At 42.3% G+C, this 15,979-nt stretch carries 20 protein-coding genes and 3 tRNA genes; 10 read left to right on the top strand and 13 right to left on the bottom strand.

What is annotated here, in order from left to right:
* Position 1: 1 nt before the first annotated feature.
* From CEX98_RS08205 to CEX98_RS08190, 4 genes are all read right to left on the bottom strand, one after another.
* Positions 2–78 (bottom strand) — tRNA-Val (locus CEX98_RS08205).
* A 10-nt stretch (positions 79–88) separates the two neighbouring features.
* A tRNA-Val gene (locus tag CEX98_RS08200) sits at positions 89–165 on the bottom strand.
* Between the two features lie 106 nt (positions 166–271).
* Complete coding sequence (locus CEX98_RS08195) at positions 272–1,144, bottom strand: DUF3080 family protein (RefSeq protein WP_242441663.1); 873 nt, start codon at positions 1,142–1,144, stop codon at positions 272–274.
* Positions 1,145–1,240: 96 nt separating this feature from the next.
* Positions 1,241–2,599, bottom strand: coding sequence for an MATE family efflux transporter (locus CEX98_RS08190; protein ID WP_099641606.1), 1,359 nt, complete (start codon positions 2,597–2,599; stop codon positions 1,241–1,243).
* A 173-nt stretch (positions 2,600–2,772) separates the two neighbouring features.
* Here CEX98_RS08190 and CEX98_RS08185 point away from each other — a divergent pair, with 173 nt between their 5' ends.
* Entirely contained in the window at positions 2,773–3,414 is a 642-nt protein-coding gene (locus CEX98_RS08185) for a riboflavin synthase subunit alpha (protein ID WP_099641604.1), read from the top strand.
* A 142-nt stretch (positions 3,415–3,556) separates the two neighbouring features.
* On the opposite strand, the gene CEX98_RS08180 is transcribed toward CEX98_RS08185, so the two are convergent.
* Positions 3,557–3,760, bottom strand: a complete 204-nt coding sequence (locus CEX98_RS08180; protein WP_099641603.1) for a CPXCG motif-containing cysteine-rich protein — start codon at positions 3,758–3,760, stop codon at positions 3,557–3,559.
* Positions 3,761–3,830: 70 nt separating this feature from the next.
* Entirely contained in the window at positions 3,831–4,685 is an 855-nt protein-coding gene (locus CEX98_RS08175) for a fructosamine kinase family protein (RefSeq protein ID WP_099641602.1), read from the bottom strand.
* A gap of 125 nt (positions 4,686–4,810) precedes the next feature.
* Between CEX98_RS08175 and CEX98_RS08170 the strand changes: the two genes are divergently transcribed.
* Positions 4,811–5,503, top strand: coding sequence for a DUF445 domain-containing protein (locus CEX98_RS08170; RefSeq protein WP_099641601.1), 693 nt, complete (start codon positions 4,811–4,813; stop codon positions 5,501–5,503).
* Between the two features lie 96 nt (positions 5,504–5,599).
* On the opposite strand, the gene CEX98_RS08165 is transcribed toward CEX98_RS08170, so the two are convergent.
* Positions 5,600–5,947 (bottom strand): DUF3718 domain-containing protein, encoded by a 348-nt coding sequence (locus tag CEX98_RS08165; RefSeq protein WP_099641600.1) that lies wholly within the window; start codon positions 5,945–5,947, stop codon positions 5,600–5,602.
* Between the two features lie 453 nt (positions 5,948–6,400).
* Between CEX98_RS08165 and CEX98_RS08160 the strand changes: the two genes are divergently transcribed.
* Together CEX98_RS08160 and CEX98_RS08155 are read left to right on the top strand one after the other, a co-directional pair.
* Positions 6,401–7,783 carry an amidohydrolase gene (locus CEX98_RS08160; protein ID WP_099641599.1) on the top strand — a complete coding sequence of 461 codons (1,383 nt, stop codon included), beginning with the start codon at positions 6,401–6,403 and terminating at the stop codon, positions 7,781–7,783.
* A 12-nt stretch (positions 7,784–7,795) separates the two neighbouring features.
* Entirely contained in the window at positions 7,796–9,025 is a 1,230-nt protein-coding gene (locus tag CEX98_RS08155) for an amidohydrolase family protein (protein ID WP_099641598.1), read from the top strand.
* Positions 9,026–9,079: 54 nt separating this feature from the next.
* Here CEX98_RS08155 and CEX98_RS08150 read toward each other — a convergent pair whose 3' ends face one another.
* Genes CEX98_RS08150 through CEX98_RS08130 form a run of 5 tightly spaced genes read right to left on the bottom strand, consistent with a single transcriptional unit; the run spans position 9,080 to position 11,096 of the window.
* The gene (locus CEX98_RS08150; protein WP_099641597.1) at positions 9,080–9,409 is read right to left on the bottom strand and encodes a TusE/DsrC/DsvC family sulfur relay protein; all 330 of its coding nucleotides are present in this window, start codon (positions 9,407–9,409) and stop codon (positions 9,080–9,082) included.
* Between the two features lie 5 nt (positions 9,410–9,414).
* Positions 9,415–9,669: a DsrH/TusB family sulfur metabolism protein gene (locus CEX98_RS08145; protein ID WP_099641596.1), complete on the bottom strand. Its 255-nt coding sequence runs from the start codon at positions 9,667–9,669 to the stop codon at positions 9,415–9,417.
* A complete protein-coding gene (gene tusC, locus CEX98_RS08140) occupies positions 9,666–10,025 on the bottom strand; it encodes a sulfurtransferase complex subunit TusC (RefSeq protein ID WP_099641595.1) in 360 nt (119 codons plus the stop codon). Before tusC ends, CEX98_RS08145 begins: the two co-directional genes overlap by 4 nt.
* Entirely contained in the window at positions 10,022–10,375 is a 354-nt protein-coding gene (gene tusD / locus CEX98_RS08135; RefSeq protein WP_099641594.1) for a sulfurtransferase complex subunit TusD, read from the bottom strand. Before tusD ends, tusC begins: the two co-directional genes overlap by 4 nt.
* 55 nt (positions 10,376–10,430) lie before the next feature.
* Entirely contained in the window at positions 10,431–11,096 is a 666-nt protein-coding gene (locus CEX98_RS08130; protein WP_099641593.1) for a Bax inhibitor-1/YccA family protein, read from the bottom strand.
* Positions 11,097–11,393: 297 nt separating this feature from the next.
* On the opposite strand from CEX98_RS08130, the gene CEX98_RS08125 reads away from it, so the two are divergent.
* The 6 genes from CEX98_RS08125 (at position 11,394) to prc (ending at position 15,661) form a co-directional block, all read left to right on the top strand.
* Positions 11,394–11,484 (top strand) — tRNA-Ser (locus CEX98_RS08125).
* A gap of 235 nt (positions 11,485–11,719) precedes the next feature.
* Positions 11,720–12,103 (top strand): hypothetical protein, encoded by a 384-nt coding sequence (locus tag CEX98_RS08120; RefSeq protein ID WP_099641592.1) that lies wholly within the window; start codon positions 11,720–11,722, stop codon positions 12,101–12,103.
* A gap of 114 nt (positions 12,104–12,217) precedes the next feature.
* Positions 12,218–12,676, top strand: a complete 459-nt coding sequence (locus tag CEX98_RS08115) for a GAF domain-containing protein (RefSeq protein WP_099641605.1) — start codon at positions 12,218–12,220, stop codon at positions 12,674–12,676.
* The gene (locus CEX98_RS08110) at positions 12,676–12,954 is read left to right on the top strand and encodes a hypothetical protein (RefSeq protein WP_099641591.1); all 279 of its coding nucleotides are present in this window, start codon (positions 12,676–12,678) and stop codon (positions 12,952–12,954) included. Before CEX98_RS08115 ends, CEX98_RS08110 begins: the two co-directional genes overlap by 1 nt.
* 15 nt (positions 12,955–12,969) lie before the next feature.
* Positions 12,970–13,620 carry an RNA chaperone ProQ gene (proQ, locus tag CEX98_RS08105; RefSeq protein WP_099641590.1) on the top strand — a complete coding sequence of 217 codons (651 nt, stop codon included), beginning with the start codon at positions 12,970–12,972 and terminating at the stop codon, positions 13,618–13,620.
* A gap of 10 nt (positions 13,621–13,630) precedes the next feature.
* The gene (prc, locus tag CEX98_RS08100) at positions 13,631–15,661 is read left to right on the top strand and encodes a carboxy terminal-processing peptidase (protein ID WP_099641589.1); all 2,031 of its coding nucleotides are present in this window, start codon (positions 13,631–13,633) and stop codon (positions 15,659–15,661) included.
* Here prc and CEX98_RS08095 read toward each other — a convergent pair.
* Positions 15,656–15,949: a hypothetical protein gene (locus CEX98_RS08095; RefSeq protein WP_143484336.1), complete on the bottom strand. Its 294-nt coding sequence runs from the start codon at positions 15,947–15,949 to the stop codon at positions 15,656–15,658. The two genes, prc and CEX98_RS08095, sit on opposite strands and share 6 nt — an antisense overlap.
* Positions 15,950–15,979 lie beyond the last annotated feature (30 nt).

Below are 15,979 nucleotides of genomic sequence, written 5' to 3'. Positions count from 1 at the left end.
TTGGTACAACCGAGTGGATTCGAACCACCGACCCCTACCATGTCAAGGTAGTGCTCTAACCAACTGAGCTACGGTTGTATAATTTGATTGGTACGACCGAGTGGATTCGAACCACCGACCCCTACCATGTCAAGGTAGTGCTCTAACCAACTGAGCTACGGTCGTACTAAGTTCAAGGCTGAGTGCCTGTCAACGCGTTGTAATATATAGTGACTGGGCTGATGGATCAAGCTGCTTTGTGTAATTTTATGATTGTTTGCCTTTTTTTTGCTCATAGTGGAGTTATTTCGCACAAATCATAGAAGTTTTGCCACCACTTAACGTGGTTTTTGGCTGAACGTTTTAAATTATCTAGGTGCTCATGAAGAGTCAGGGGGTCAGTAATACTATGCTCTTGATAAAGCTGGTGAATAGGTTGCCAACCTTGGATTAATTCTTCCATTGAAGCGGTCAGCATGGCTTGGTATGGCTGTAGTTGGGAGAGGTAATACTTAGTGAAAACATTACTCACAATATTCGCTTGTTTTCTATTGCCTCCATCTCGACACATATTCTCTTTGAGAACTAACTGTTCAAGCTGTTGTGTTGTTGCATTATTAAGCATGGTTTGTTTACGTACACTGGTCAGCAACGAAGAAATATAGCGTTTTGACAAGATGGCTAGAGCTGGGGTTAATGTAGCAGTTGAAATTTTTTCAGGGGAGTGAATATTGTTGGCAAAGTCAGCGAGTATGTTAACTGCTTCTAGTGACTTTCCTTTTATTGCGGGTGCCTCAAGCGGTACTTCCTCAGTGGTTAACATGCCTAAGTTAGACAGTTCTTTTTCAAATGTCATCATATGGAGAAAGTACCACGGCAGTTGATGACGCTTTTCTAAAACCGCTTCGGTTAAGATTTGTTTTAGTTCGTCTTTTGTTTCTGCGCTATTAATACACTGCGGCGCGCTTTTTATAAACTCAACGGCATATTTCAATCGTTCACTAGGGTAGCTCACTTTGCCAAGCTGGTTGTTCTGCGCTGCAATCAGCTGGGTCACTTTACAATGGCCTGTTTGTGCAATATCAAGAATTGAAATTGACAAATTACTTTGTGGCTTTGAGATCTTTTCGATTTTACTGTTTTTTAGTGGTGCAAGTTTGACTATTTCACTGCCACTGGCGGTTGCTAGGCGCTGTTGGTATTCAGCAAACAGGTCGGTCGCTGTTGACCACAGCCGCCTAAAAAAAATACAGTGACAAAGTTAGCGAGTTGCCTGATTAATTTCAAAGTTCACCCTTTTATTTACGCAAGTAACGAGTAACAATGCAGCGGTACTTAACCCGATAATAATACCAACCCAAAATCCTTGTGGTCCCATGGCTGTTGTGATCCAGTCAGTCTTTGCAAGCACATAGCCTAATGAAAAACCAATTAGCCAATAGGATACAAAGGTCACCCAAGATATTGGTTTGGTATATTTTAGTCCTCGTAGCACGCCGTTTGCCGAAACTTGCAATGCATCTGGTAACTGATAAAGACAAGCCAGTACCATTATGCTGGTGGCAAGTGCTGCGACTTCTTTGTTGTTCGTATACAGCCATGCAATTTCATCTCTACCTATATACGTAATAGACGCCACAAAAAGTGCAATCAAGTTTGCTAAAATAAACGCCGTGCGCACAGAGAGCTTAAGTTGATCAACCGCACCTTGTCCTGTAAGGTTACCAATCCTAATAGCGATAGCCATTGATAAGCTAAGCGGCATCATAAATAACATAGTCGTCACACTAGCCGCAATTTGGTGTCCCGAAACAGAAACTGGCCCTAAGTCAGCGATAAATAAAGGGATGCAGGCAAATAGCGTGACTTCAAAAAATGTCGCCAAGGCGATCGGGAAACCTAATGTGGCGATGTATTTCATCATAGATAAGCTTGGTTTGGTAAAGTTGCTGATTAACGCTTTACCATCAACATGCTTGCTTTTTAAGCTATATATCCACTGGGCGACTGCCATCGACCACAACACAATTGATGTTGCCAAGCCACACCCAGCACTACCAAGCGCTGGGGCTCCAAACTTACCATAAATAAAAATGTAGTTAGCAATAACATTAATGCAAAGGCCGACAATGCTAATATAAAAAGCGGGTTTGGTTTGACCTACCCCCTCAGTGACATTTCGGTATACCGTAAAAATAAGAAAACCCAGTAGTCCCCACTTAACAAAGTCTATATAGCCCTGAGCGAGGAATTGCACATTGTTGCTGGCGCCAATATTGGCGAACACCAGCGACGTAAAGTTTGCAAGGATCAGCCCAATGGAAAACAGCGCTAAGGATAAATATAAGCTTTGCTGGAAAAACTTTGTAATGCCACTGCTATCTTTAGCACCGTGACAGTGTGCCACGATACTTGTGAGTGCAAGCAAAATACCTTGTAAACTGAAAATCAACGGGTTCCATACACCGGTTGCGATAGAGAGCGCGGCCAAATCTTCCGCGCTTACTTGTCCGGCCATCATTGTGTCCACGACCGTCATTAAGACTAAGGTGACTTGTGCTAGAAAAACGGGGATGGCTAACTGTAATAAGCGCCGAGCCTCCCAAGTAGAGAAATTCATGATGCGATACTGCTTAAGGCGTAAAAACGACAGTTTATTTGAGCCGTTTGTTTTTAGCAAATTTGCGTTTAGTTGAGGCAAATATTTGTATGCCAAAAGGGTTATCATTTTATTGAGTACACCTTTTTAGTTGATTTCGTTACAATCTCCCTAGTTAATTCACGAGGATAGTTATGTTTACTGGAATTGTTCAAACAAAAGCAACGGTAGTGTCAGCAAAACAGGTCGACAACATCTTGAGGTTAGTGATCTCAGTAGGTAGTGAATATTTAGATAAGCTTACGTTGGGCGCAAGTATCGCTATCAATGGTTGTTGCCTCACAGTGGTGAGTTTTGAACAGCCAGACAACGATGTTGTAGGTCAAGTTTGTTTTGATGTGATAGATGAAACCTTAAAACTAACTAACTTAGGTGAAGTAAAAAGAGGAACTCAGGTTAATTTTGAGCGCTCAATGACCTTTGGTACTGAGCTTGGTGGTCACATTATTTCTGGTCATATTCAAACTAAGGCGTACATCAGCGAAATTTGCCGCAATGAAGCAAACGTAAAAATGCATGTAGAGTTGTCCGAAGGGTGGCAAAAATACGTGATGTATAAAGGTTTCATTGCGGTAAATGGCGCGAGTCTAACGGTAGGAGAGCTTGATCACCGTGGTTTCTGGTTGCATCTGATCCCAGAAACCTTGTCTCTGACCAATTTAGGCCACATAAAAGTAGGCGATAGCGTAAACATTGAGATTGACCAACAAACCTACACGATAATTAATACCGTAGAAAACTATATGAAAAGACAATCATTGGTAGACAAAAGCTAGTATTTCGAGCAGCGCTATATGGGCAGAACTGCTCCCCGCACTTGTTTTTTATGTGGGACAACGCTTTTCATCTCAATATCACGCGTAGGATCAAGCAAATTCGTATAACTTGCTGTGTAAACATCAAGTTATACGAGGTTAGCTAAAATACCTGTTCGTCATCGCTGTCGACCCTAAGCTCAAGTTTATTGTGAAGATGATCTAAATGCATATTTAGATGGATTGGGCAGCAACATGCAGCACAGTCTTCATAGTAGTCTTGATCGCCCTCGCTGGTATCTAAGCTTATGAAAATATGGTGTCCACAGTGCGGGCATTCGATACGTTGTTGATATAGGTTTTTCATTGGCCCTCCACACACATTGGCCAAAATTTACACCTTTTAACTATAGTCCATTGTGACGGAAATATGGCAATTATTTGAGAATTGATTCCACCTGTTCTGCTGCATCTCTTATGTATTTTCCTGCAAATAAGTTTGCTTGAACAAGCAGCGGATACAACCGGTAGATATCTAGCCTTTCTGAGGCATTATCAGCTAAGGGATAAACCGATTCATAACCTAGATAAAAATCCTCGGGCAGTGGTGCAAACAAAGAAGCCATTGCGATATCTACTTCGCGGTCGCCGTAATAACAGGCAGGGGAGAAAAGCACCGGTTTTTGATGGCTAAAACCAATGTTGCCGTGCCAAAAGTTACCGTGTACGAGCGATGGCTGAACATGATGGGGAAGCAGGGGTTTTATCTGCTCAACAAATGCGTCGATATCGGTCAAAATAATGCCTTTTTCAGCAAGTAACTGCAGTTGCCAACCTATTCTTTCTTCAGCGAAAAAGGTTTCCCACTTTTTATGCCATTGGTTAGGTTGCGGAAGTTCATGGATATAGTTATCTTCCTCGAGACCATACATTTCTTGCTCATGGCGCTGGTGCATTTTTGCCAGGCTTTGACCGCATTCAAGCCAGTTTTCATTGCGATGGTCAAGTTCCAACCATTCGAGTACTAGAAAACAAAACTCGACGCTGGTGCCAAGCGTAATGGTATCTGCAATTAAAAAGTCAGAGTCTCGGATCAGCTTTTCTCGATTACTGACTTCGCATTCAAAGCGCTCCAAAGCTTGAATAGGCGCAACTTTGACTAAAAACTGATGATGTTCGTCAGCAATCTTATAGAGTTTCTTAGAACCATAGCTCTTAAGCGTCTGTTTTGACGAAAATTCAAAAGCATCATGGAGAGATTCAGAGATTTGTTGGTTGACTTTATTCCACATAAGTTAGGTCCAACAGATTCGCTTACTCTAAAATATGGTTGAAATTCTCAAGATCACAAATACTTGAGGCCTTTTTATAAAAAAAATAAAATATCCCGTAACTCATTTTATCCAAGGGAAGTACATTGAATAAAAATATCATTACCAATTTGCTTGCAGCGCTGATGACCATCAGTGGTTTGTTGATGCAACAAGATGTTCTGTTTTCAATAGGGTTGTTTGCTTTATCGGGGGCGATGACAAATTGGTTAGCGATACATATGTTATTCGAGAAAGTCCCATTTTTGTATGGCTCTGGGATCATCACCATTAAGTTCGAGTCTTTTAAAGCATCAATTCGATCGCTAATTTTAAGTGAGTTTTTCAGTAAAGATAAACTTGAAAAGTTTCTAAGTAATGAGCATCCAAAATTTGACTTGGCACCAATCGCGAACAAGGTTGATTTAAATCCGGCATTTGACCGTTTACTCAGCGTGATAGAGGCATCTCAGTTCGGTGCAATGTTACAAATGTTTGGTGGTACTGAAGCCGTGCAGCCATTGCGGGAGCCATTTATCGAGAAAATGCGCATCGCAATAGTGGAGCTTGGTGAACAACCTGAATTTGATGCGGCCGTTAGCGAAGCGCTAAGCGCTGGCTTGCTGGGCGATGACATCCATCAGACGATTGAAAAAGCAGTAGATGAGCGACTTAATGAGCTAACCCCGAAAATGGTGAAAGAGATTATCCAAAACATGATCAAAACACATTTGGGTTGGCTAGTCGTATGGGGAGGCGTGTTTGGCGGACTGTTTGGCTTGTTTGCTGCATTGTTCTGATAAGCGTAACTCATAACAATATAAAATGATAAAGGCGCAGTCAGGGTATCTGCGCCTCGTTTATTGCATCTGAAAAGTAAGTGGGTGGTTCAAACTTTATTTTGAACCCGAAACGAAAATGGCTTCGCTATCGTCGACTTTTGCGATATCTCTGATACTTGTTTCCATTTCTTGGTCAACCCCTAAAAACCTAGCGGCTTTGCTGAATCCATAGGCGGCGGCAAACTTGCCTACCGGCATATCATTGCAATGCAGTTTATCTTCAATCACTCGCTTGTCTAGGCGACTACGCTTAATAGTAGTGTGTAAATGAAGCTTATTGTCTTTTACAACCGACATGCATACTTTGGTTGCAGCTGAATCATCTGTTGGTACAAACTCGGCAGCGGTAGCACTACCCGCGATTAAAAATGAAGTGGCGCATAGTAAATTGAACAGTTTCATGGTTAGCTCCTTGGCTATCTCTAGGACACGTACTTAGTATTGCCAAAGATGCTTGGGAATGCTGTAAACCAAGTAATTCCGAATGTAATAGAGTATGTCAGATGTGTACTTAATCTTCATCGTTATGAAATTACTCAACTTATTATGTTTCGACTGTCATATTTACCGAGAATTTTTTTATAAAAAATTGCTTGTTTATCTTTGTTTAACAACTTGTTTTTATAAACTGTGCAAGCTATTTACCAACCAGCCCAAATATGTCAAAACGTGTCATTACTGACGCTAATTTACACTTCCCGCTTATCTTTAGAAATACAGGGAAAGACCACAGAGATCGAAACTTAAGTTATACTAAGCGGACGTTCGTCGTAATTACTTGTCACTGAAGCTCATAATTGCGTAAATTGCATATGCATGAGTTAAAGTCACAAAAAAACAATAGAGATGACAATAATGTATAAATTTGCTCCCTCCATAGTTGTAGCTGGCATTGCCGCTGCGCTGCTGGGTTGTCAGGATAACGGCCCGCAAAAAGAAAAAGTAACAATAGAAAAGAATCCGTACCCAAGCACATATAAAGCAGTGCCTGCTCAATCCACTCTCATCACCAACGCCACAGTACTCACTGGAACCGGTGACAAGATAGAGCAGGGAGATGTGTTTATCGTTGATGGTAAAATCAAGCAAGTAGGTAAAGACTTGTCTGTGACTGCTGACGTGACAATAGATGCGGAAGGTAAGTGGGTAACACCTGGGATTATCGATGTTCACTCTCACTTAGGTGCTTATCCAAGTCCAAGCGTAGAGTCACACAGTGACGGTAATGAAATGGTTAACCCTAACACGTCACAAGTGTGGGTAGAGCACTCAGTATGGCCTCAAGATCCCGGTTTTAACCGAGCGCGTGAAGGTGGGATCACGACATTACAAATTCTGCCAGGCTCGGCAAACTTGTTCGGCGGTCGTGGTGTAACGCTAAAGAACGTACCAGCCCCGACGATGCAAGCGATGAAGTTTCCTGACGCACCATATGGCCTTAAAATGGCTTGTGGTGAAAACCCTAAGCGAGTATACGGCTCAAAGGGCGTAGCACCTTACACTCGTATGGGTAATATGGCGGGGTATCGTGAAGCTTGGGTTGAGGCTAGCGAATACAAGCGCGCTTGGGAACAGTATGAAGCGGAATATGCCGCGGGGTTAAATCCAGATGCACCAAAACGCGATATTAAATTTGATACGCTTCGTGGTGTTTTAGATGGCGAGATCTTGATCCATAACCACTGCTATAAAGCCGAAGAAATGGCGATGATGATTGATTTATCGAAAGAGTTTGGCTATCACGCAGGGACTTTCCACCATGGCATCGAAGCCTACAAGATTGCTGATTTATTAGCTGAAAATGGCAACTGTGCGGCGCTTTGGCCGGATTGGTGGGGCTTTAAAATGGAAGCCTATGATATGGTTCAAGAGAACGTCGCAATTGTTGATGCAGTGAAGAACTCGTGTGCAATTGTACATTCAGACTCAGATACCACAATTCAGCGTTTAAATCATGAAGCCGCTAAGGTTATGTATACCGCAAATCAGTCAGGTTTTAATATCAACGAGCAACATGCTATTAAATGGATCACCTCCAATGCTGCAAAATCTCTCGGTATCCAAGATAAAACGGGTTCTTTAGAGCAGGGCAAACAAGCGGATGTGGTAATTTGGAATACTAACCCGTTCAGCGTGTACTCACAAGCAGAGCAGGTATTTGTTGATGGTGGCAAGGTGTATGACCGTCAAGATGAAAAATATCAAGCAGTTAGTGATTTTATGTTAGGTCAAAAGTAAGGAGTTGATGAGATGAAAACCTTGAAATTAACCATGATCACTAGTGCTATACTTGCTCACTCAGTTGCTTTTGCTGATATTACTGCAATCACTAATACTACGATTCACACTGCAACCGATAACGGTGTGCTCGAAGGGGCAACACTGATCATCGAAGACGGTAAAATCAAAGCAATTAATCCTGAAACTGTCACCGCTGATGTCACAATTGATGGCAGCGGAAAAGTGGTTACGCCTGGATTTATTGGCTCGATGAACCAGTTAGGTTTAGTTGAAGTGGGCGCAGTTGCTGCTTCTCGTGATGCCGGTGATGATGAAGCTGGTGTTGACTTCGACGCCAGTACAGCTTTCAACCCTCGCAGTAGCTTAATTGCATATGCTCGAAAAGGCGGTATTACGCAAAACTTGGTTACGCCTTGGGGAGGAAAAAGTGAATTTGCAGGCTTAGGGTTTGTTGTAGACTTATCTGGTGAGTTTAACAGTGTCACCGACAAGCAAACTGCATTGGTTGTCCATTTGGGGGCAAAAAGTAAAGGCTCACGTGCGAAGGCGCTCGATAATGTGGTCAAAAAGCTTGAAGCACAACAAGACAAGCTGAGCAAAAAAGGCGACAAAGACGACACCAAGCCAAATGCCGAAGAAAAAGTGCTAACACAAGTACTCGCCGGTGAAATGCCTGTGATTGCCTCGGTATCGCGTGCTTCAGACATCCTTGAAGTCTTGAAATTAAAAGACAAGTTTGGTCTTGACCTCATTATTCAAGGTGCCGATGATGCAGTATTAGTCGCTGACGAATTAGCTGCTGCAAATGTTCCTGTTATTCTCAGTGCGGTTTCAAACTTACCTAGCAGCTTTGATTCAATGCACGCACACTTAGAAAATGCAGGTAAGCTTGAAAAAGCGGGCGTCAAAGTCATCCTTTCTATCGGTGGTGATGGTAGCCACAATGTTTACCAGTTACGCTTTGATGCTGGTATAGCGGTTGCAAATGGCATGAGTCATGAAGGCGCACTTAAGGCGGTTACCGCTAACCCTGCAAAAGCACTTGGCATTGACGGTGGTGTTATTGCAAAAGGTAAGCGTGCTGACATCGTGATGTGGAGTGCGGATCCTTTCGAATTTAGCACTACAATAGATAAAATCTGGATCAATGGTGAGGAAGTCTCTACCGAGTCACGCCACGACAAACTAAGAGACAGATACACAACAGACTCGGATATGCCAAGAGCATACACCAAGTAACAATGCGCTAGCATCAACCAATTAAAAAGGCCTCTGTGAGGCCTTTTTGTTGTGTTAAATACACTTTGCAGGTTTTGGTAATCCTGCGATTTTAGTGGCTTGCTTGGCGGGCCCTTTTGGAAATAGCTTATATAAATAGATGCTATTGCCTTTATCCTCGCCTAATGCTTTAGCCATTGCCTTGACTAACATGCGGATAGCAGGGCTAGTATTGTATTCGAGATAAAAATTTCTCACAAACTCAATGACTTCCCAGTGTGCAGCTGAAAGCTCGATATTCTCTTCTGCGGCCAGAAGTGGCGCTAAATCCTTAGACCATTGAGTGTGATCTAGTAAATAACCTTGTTTATCTGTCTCGATAGTTTGGTTGTTAAACTCTAGCATGATGTTTACCAAGTAATTGAATTATTCATTGTGATGGTTAGCTCAACCCACTGGCTATCGGAAATTAATTTCACTCCAGAAGCAGGCTGCATCCCTCTGGCATCAGCACAGGTTTGTAACATCACGACATCGGCTGCACAATCGCGAAAATGTTGTTGGCCAAAGCAACCCTCATTACACAGTAAAACCGTATCGCTGGGAGCGATAAATTGGATTTGATCGCAGGCTGCAAGACTAGAAATAATATGGAGCGTACTCATAATGTTACCACGAAGTCATGTTGTTCTATCAAGAGAGAAATTGCCTGTTGATCTTTCACTTCAACATCAATTGCCAATGAATTTGAGCATAGATTGAACGCAGTTATTGCCGATTGGCAGGCATAAACTTGGTCAACGTCATAGATTTCAAGTGTCTTAATTTGCTTAAACACATCCTTAATTCCTAGTGTTTGGGCATTAAGGTCTTTTTTTAGTGCCAACACGGCAGGGCCGGTGAACAACCAGCTCACCTGCTGGTCTATAGCAGCATAGATTAATGCAACATCAAGCGCTTCTTTGACCGTTGTACCGTCAAAGGGACTTTTATTCGAAATGACTAATATCTTGCGGCTCATTTAAACTGCACCCATTTATCTGATTTACTCGAAATCATCGCAAATTCAGCAAGACCGGCGACGGTGAATGGCGCTGTATTTTCTGTGTTCACTCCACGTTTCTCTGCCGCGGTGACACATAACAGTAAAGGGATCGCCTTATTGGCTAAGCGTTGCCAGAGGGCTGTAGATTGCAATTCATCTGACGCTAACACAAGCTCTTGGCTGGCGTGATAGACTCCATCTTGATAGAGAAAAATACAAGAAATTTGATGGTTGTTTGCAAGCGCAGCGTCAATATAACGCTCTAGCAAAGTTAATTTCGATTGTGCAGTCACACCAAAGTGAACTGATATGGCGATTTGGCTCAAACTATACTCATAAAAAAAGCCCCATGATGGGGCTTATTTTATCAGAAATTCTGAGTTAGTCATCCGATGCACCTAAAAGTGCAAGGATACTTGTAAATAAGTTATAGATACTTAAGTACAAGCTAACAGTCGCAAGCACATAGTTTGTCTCACCACCATTAATAATGCGGCTGGTATCATATAAGATAAAACCAGACATGATTAATACAACCGCCGCATTAATCGCCATAAATGCAATGCTTGAACCAATGAACAGGTTTACCAAGCTTGAAATAATGACCACGATAAGACCAACTGTTAAAAAACCACCCATGAATGAGAAGTCTTTCTTTGTAGTTAGTGCATAAGCCGACAAACCGAAAAAGATCAGTGCGGTAGTACCAAGAGCTTGCGCAATTAGCATGCCACCATTTGGTAATGCTGCATAATGGTTAAGCATCGGACCTAGGCCAAAACCCAGAATACCGGTGAATAAAAATACCAAACCAATAGCAGAAGAAGAGTTCGCTTTCTTACCGATCACGAAAAGTAACCCAAAGGCCACTAATGAACAAACAATACCTGTGATAGGCGGAAGTGCCATAGTCATCGAAATTGCTGCTGTTACTGCACTAAATGCCAATGTCATTGCAAGTAGGAAATAAGTGTTCTTCAACACTTTGTTGGTTTCCATCGTAGACATGACTGGCTTTGCAGTGTTGTATGAATGATTGAATGCCATGATTCAAGCTCCTTAATATAACATGCTGTTCCCAAAGATAACTGTGATAAGAGTACCAACAGTTATATGTTGGGGCAATGATTTCTGGATCAATATTATGGTTAATCTAATCGCCACTTTGTATCTGGAATTATTCTCTAAGACATTGAATACTGTCTAAAGTTCGCCGAAATCGTAAAATCAGCCTGAATTTTGATTGGTTATTACGCGATTGAGACAAAATTTACGCAAACGATCAAATAATTGAAAAAAAAGCTTCACAAGCGCAAGGGGATTCTCTATTATTCGCCCCGCTGCGGAGAGATGGCTGAGTGGTTGAAAGCACCGGTCTTGAAAACCGGCATACGTTAATAGCGTATCTAGGGTTCAAATCCCTATCTCTCCGCCACATTTAAAGCCCTCGACATCGAGGGCTTTTTTGTTTCTCCCACACTCAAAGTCATTACCCACTGGCCTCAAAAGCAAAAGACTCTCTTAATTAGCGTCGGGATTGCTCCCCCTCATCGTTAAAAAATTGCCGATTAGTGCTGTATTAGACCAAAGTCTGCTAGTGCAATAGCCTTGCTTGCACAATACTCAACGAATGCTTTTTCAACTATTAGTGCGATTATTGGAGGTAAGAAATGAAACAAGTTGGTACAGGTGTTGGGTTTTCTTTACTTGCGCCACTTATCGTTGGAGGGGGGCTTGGGATTTATTACAGCTTTACACTTGGAAGCAGCGAGATGTTTTTTAGTCTGCTATTGAGCGCCATTTCGAACGCTTATATTGTTGGTCTTGCGATGTGCCTTTTCGTGGTTCCAGGTTATGTATTGATGTATAAGCACAACAAAGTTCAGTACAGTGGGCTGTTAACATTAGGCTTACTTGGCGGCGCTATTTTTAGTTATCTTTTCGCCGCACAGTCCGGTGCGGGGTTTATTGTCAACGCATTAATGTCCATGCTTGCAGCGGGCCTATTTCTGTATGGCTTGCGCCGAGGTCAAGCGAAGTTGACTGATAATTGACCGAGTAGTGTCCGTTTTACAGATAATTAATACTTTTTCAGTCGAAAAGGTTTTAATTATTTCTCCGAAAGAGTACCTTTAGCTTTTGTCGTTTAATTCGTGAATTTGATGGTAATGCAAAAGCAAGATTTTTATCAGACTTTAGTAAAACAGGCTCAAGGGCTTATTAGTGGTGAAAGCAATATGATTGCCAATATGGCAAACTTAAGTGCGCTTTTATTTACAACTCTTGAAGATATCAATTGGGCCGGGTTTTACCTAATGGATAGCGCAGAAGAACTTGTGCTTGGCCCATTCCAAGGCAACCCTGCTTGCATTCGTATCCCTGTAGGTAAGGGCGTGTGCGGTACAGCTGCTGCAACCTGTGAAACCCAACTGGTGGAAGATGTTCACGCATTTGCAGGCCATATTGCTTGTGATGCCGCTTCAAATTCAGAAATCGTTATCCCTGTATTCAAAGACAATAAAGTGATTGCTGTGCTAGACATCGACAGTCCTAGTCTGGCAAGATTTGACGAACAGGATAAAAACGGCTTAGAGGCGTTTGTTAAGGCATTCGAGGGAACGCTTTAATGAAAGATATGCTTCAAGTACAAGACTATTTGTTTTCCTACGCCGATGTTGGTGATTGGGAAGGCGAAGAAGAGGTGGTTGCAGAGCGCTTAAATGAACTTATCCATCACGCATGGGATTTACTCCCCGAAGACTTAGATTGCGATACGGTAGATAGGCTCATAGAAGGCATTTGGGAACATCTTCGCGGTGATTTAGCACTTCTAGAAGCAGATATAGAAGAGCTAACTGACTGGGTAACACACTATATAAACTCGTCGCTCGATGAGCAGATGTAATTAATAGGTTTAAAAATGGAAACCACAAACAAGCTAAAAGACACAAACGAAGTACTAGACTTCTTATTTTCCGAATTTCCTAACTGCTTTAAGCAAAAGGACGGGATCAAACCACTTAAAGTAGGTATTTTTAAAGATATCGCTGAACGTATTGAAGGTTCTGACAAGGTCAGTAAAACCCAAGTACGTCAGGCACTTCGTAAATACACTTCAAACTGGCGTTATTTAGAAGCTGTAACGAAAAACGAATTCCGCGTAGACCTTGACGGTAATCAAGCTGAAAAAGTTGAACAAGAGCATGTTGAGCACGCAGAAAAAGCGCTTGCTGAAAGTCGTGCAAAAATGGCGAAGCGTAAGAAGCCTCAGCGTCCAAACAACCGTGATGGCGAAACAAAATCTTACAAAAAGAAACCGCATAGTAGGGACCGTCAAGACCAAAAACGCCCTAAAATGAGTAATAAACCTGCTGAAGTTAAACCTAAGCGCAGTGGTAAAGTTGAACCTTTACCGGCTGAACAGGTCAAGGTTAATAACAAAGTCAAAGTTAAGCTTGGTCAAGCGCTTGTTAACGCTACAATCACTGAAGTCAAAAACGACGAAGTGCATGTTGAGCTTGTAACAGGAATGCAAGTAAAAACTAAAGCAGATAGCCTATTTATCCAGTAAGGAGTTGTATATGAGTAAAAAGTTACCACTCATTTCCCTAGTTGCCGCGTTCGTCTCGAGTGTAACATTAGCCTCGACAAGCACAGTCACCATAAAGGACTTGCCAGTTCTCAAACCTGAAGCGCAGCACACTACGGCTAGTAAGCGAGTGACTAACTTATTTACTCGGCAACACTACAAGCGCTTCAGCTTTGATGACAGCCTGTCGAATAAGATTTTTGATCGTTACGTAGAAGCAATTGATTTTAATAAGTCTTTGCTATTGCAGTCAGACATTGAAAGCTTTCAACCATATCGTAAGCAGTTTGATGATGCACTGATCTCCGGTAAGTTGGGATTTGCCTACGATATGTTCAATCTTAGCATGAAGCGCCGCTTTGAACGGTATGATTTTGCCATGGGGTTGCTCGACAAAGAAATGAACTTTGAGAAAAAAGATGAGTTTGTTTTCGACAGAGAAGAGCAAAATTATGCGTCTACAGTGAGTGAGCTTGACGAGTATTGGCGCCAGCGAGTAAAGTCTGACGCGCTACGCTTGAAGCTAACTGGTAAAAACTGGGAAGAAATTAAAGAAATCCTGACAAAGCGCTATAAAAACGCGCAAAAACGTTTGGTGCAAACAAATAGTGAAGACGCTTTTCAGGTTATTATGAATGCGTTTGCACGTAGCATCGAAGCACACACTTCCTATTTGTCACCGCGACGTGCTGAACAGTTCAAAATGGATATGGATCTAGAACTTGAAGGAATAGGTGCAGTTTTAAGCTATGACGAAGATTACACTGTTATTCGTAGTTTAGTACCCGGCGGTCCTGCAGATAAAACCGAAACACTTAAGCCTGATGACAAAATCATTGGCGTAGCACAAGATGACAAAGAATTTGTCGACGTTATCGGTTGGCGTCTCGACGACGTTGTTGATTTGATTAAAGGCCCTAAGGGTACGAAGGTTCGTCTTCAGTATCTAAAAGGCACCGACAGTCACGGTACACCTAAAGTAGTCGAAATCGTTCGCGATAAAGTAAAGCTTGAAGACCGTGCGGTTAAGTCAGATGTGTTTGAAGCTAAGTACTCCGACTTACAAAGCAAAATTGGCGTGATTGAGATCCCGAGTTTTTACAACAACTTGTCTCAGGATGTGAAAGCTGAGATTGCGAAACTCAAAGAAGCTAAAGTGGATGGTGTGATCATCGACTTGCGCCAAAATGGTGGCGGTTCGTTATATGAGGCAACGCAGTTATCAGGCCTGTTTATAGATCAAGGCCCTGTGGTTCAGATCCATACCGCGTACAATCGTGTTGAAAGCCAACAAGACAAAGATGGTATAACCTTTTATGATGGCCCATTAACGGTACTTGTGGACAGATACAGTGCTTCAGCCTCAGAGATCTTCGCCGCAGCAATGCAAGATTATGGCCGAGCGGTCGTTGTCGGTGAGCAGACCTTTGGTAAAGGTACTGTGCAACAGCACCGAGGTCTGGGCAAAAACTACGACTTGTTTGAAAACCCATTGGGAAGCGTAACGTACACTATTGCAAAGTTCTATCGCATTGATGGCGGTAGTACGCAGCATAAAGGGGTGATCCCAGATATTTTACTGCCTTCAGCAATTGAACCTGAAGAGTGGGGCGAAAGCCAAGAAGATAATGCGCTACCTTGGGATAGCATTGTTCGAGCGAAATATGCAAGCTTGGATAATTTGTCTCCAACCATTCAATATTTAACTAAGCGTCATGACGAACGAGTCAAGAAAGAACCTGAGTTTGCATACGTTTATCAAGATATCGAGGAATACAAGGCGCGCAAAGATGATAAGGCAATATCTTTAGTGGAAGCCGAGCGCATCAAGGAACGTGAAGAGCGAGATGCTCTGGTGTTAAAACGCACCAATGAGCGCTTGAAACGCCTCGGGTTAGAGCCTGTAGAGGATTTGGACGATGCTCCAGAGGTTATCTCAGAGTTAGACCCATACCTTGAGGAGGCGGCGCTGATAACTCAGGACTTGATTTCCTATGGCAGAATAGCCAAACAGGGTTCATAAACAATAAAAGGCGCGTTCAGCGCCTTTTATTGTTACTTTTACTTTACAAATTTTGTTATCATCTGCCAAATTTTCTCTGTTGATACTTTTTTGAGATTTTTTGAGAGCGGTATGTGGTTCAACCACAAGTAAACCCTTTGCCTTGATAGTTGAACAATTTGAGAACGTAAATCTGAAGTCAACTAAACTAAAATTTCCCATTGGAACAAAAGAATAGGAAATTTTGCCTTGCCTAAATGGAATAGCTGTTTCGGCATTAGTAGGATGCGATAGCGGTGTTATCGACAAGATTTTCTGACCTCACAATAGCGCACTTAA

Origin of the sequence: Pseudoalteromonas piscicida (genome assembly GCF_002744175.1) — a bacterium.
Taxonomy (GTDB): Bacteria; Pseudomonadota; Gammaproteobacteria; order Enterobacterales; family Alteromonadaceae; genus Pseudoalteromonas; species Pseudoalteromonas piscicida_B.
Note: the sequence above shows the minus strand (reverse complement) of the source record. Positions and strands in the feature narration are given on the sequence as shown.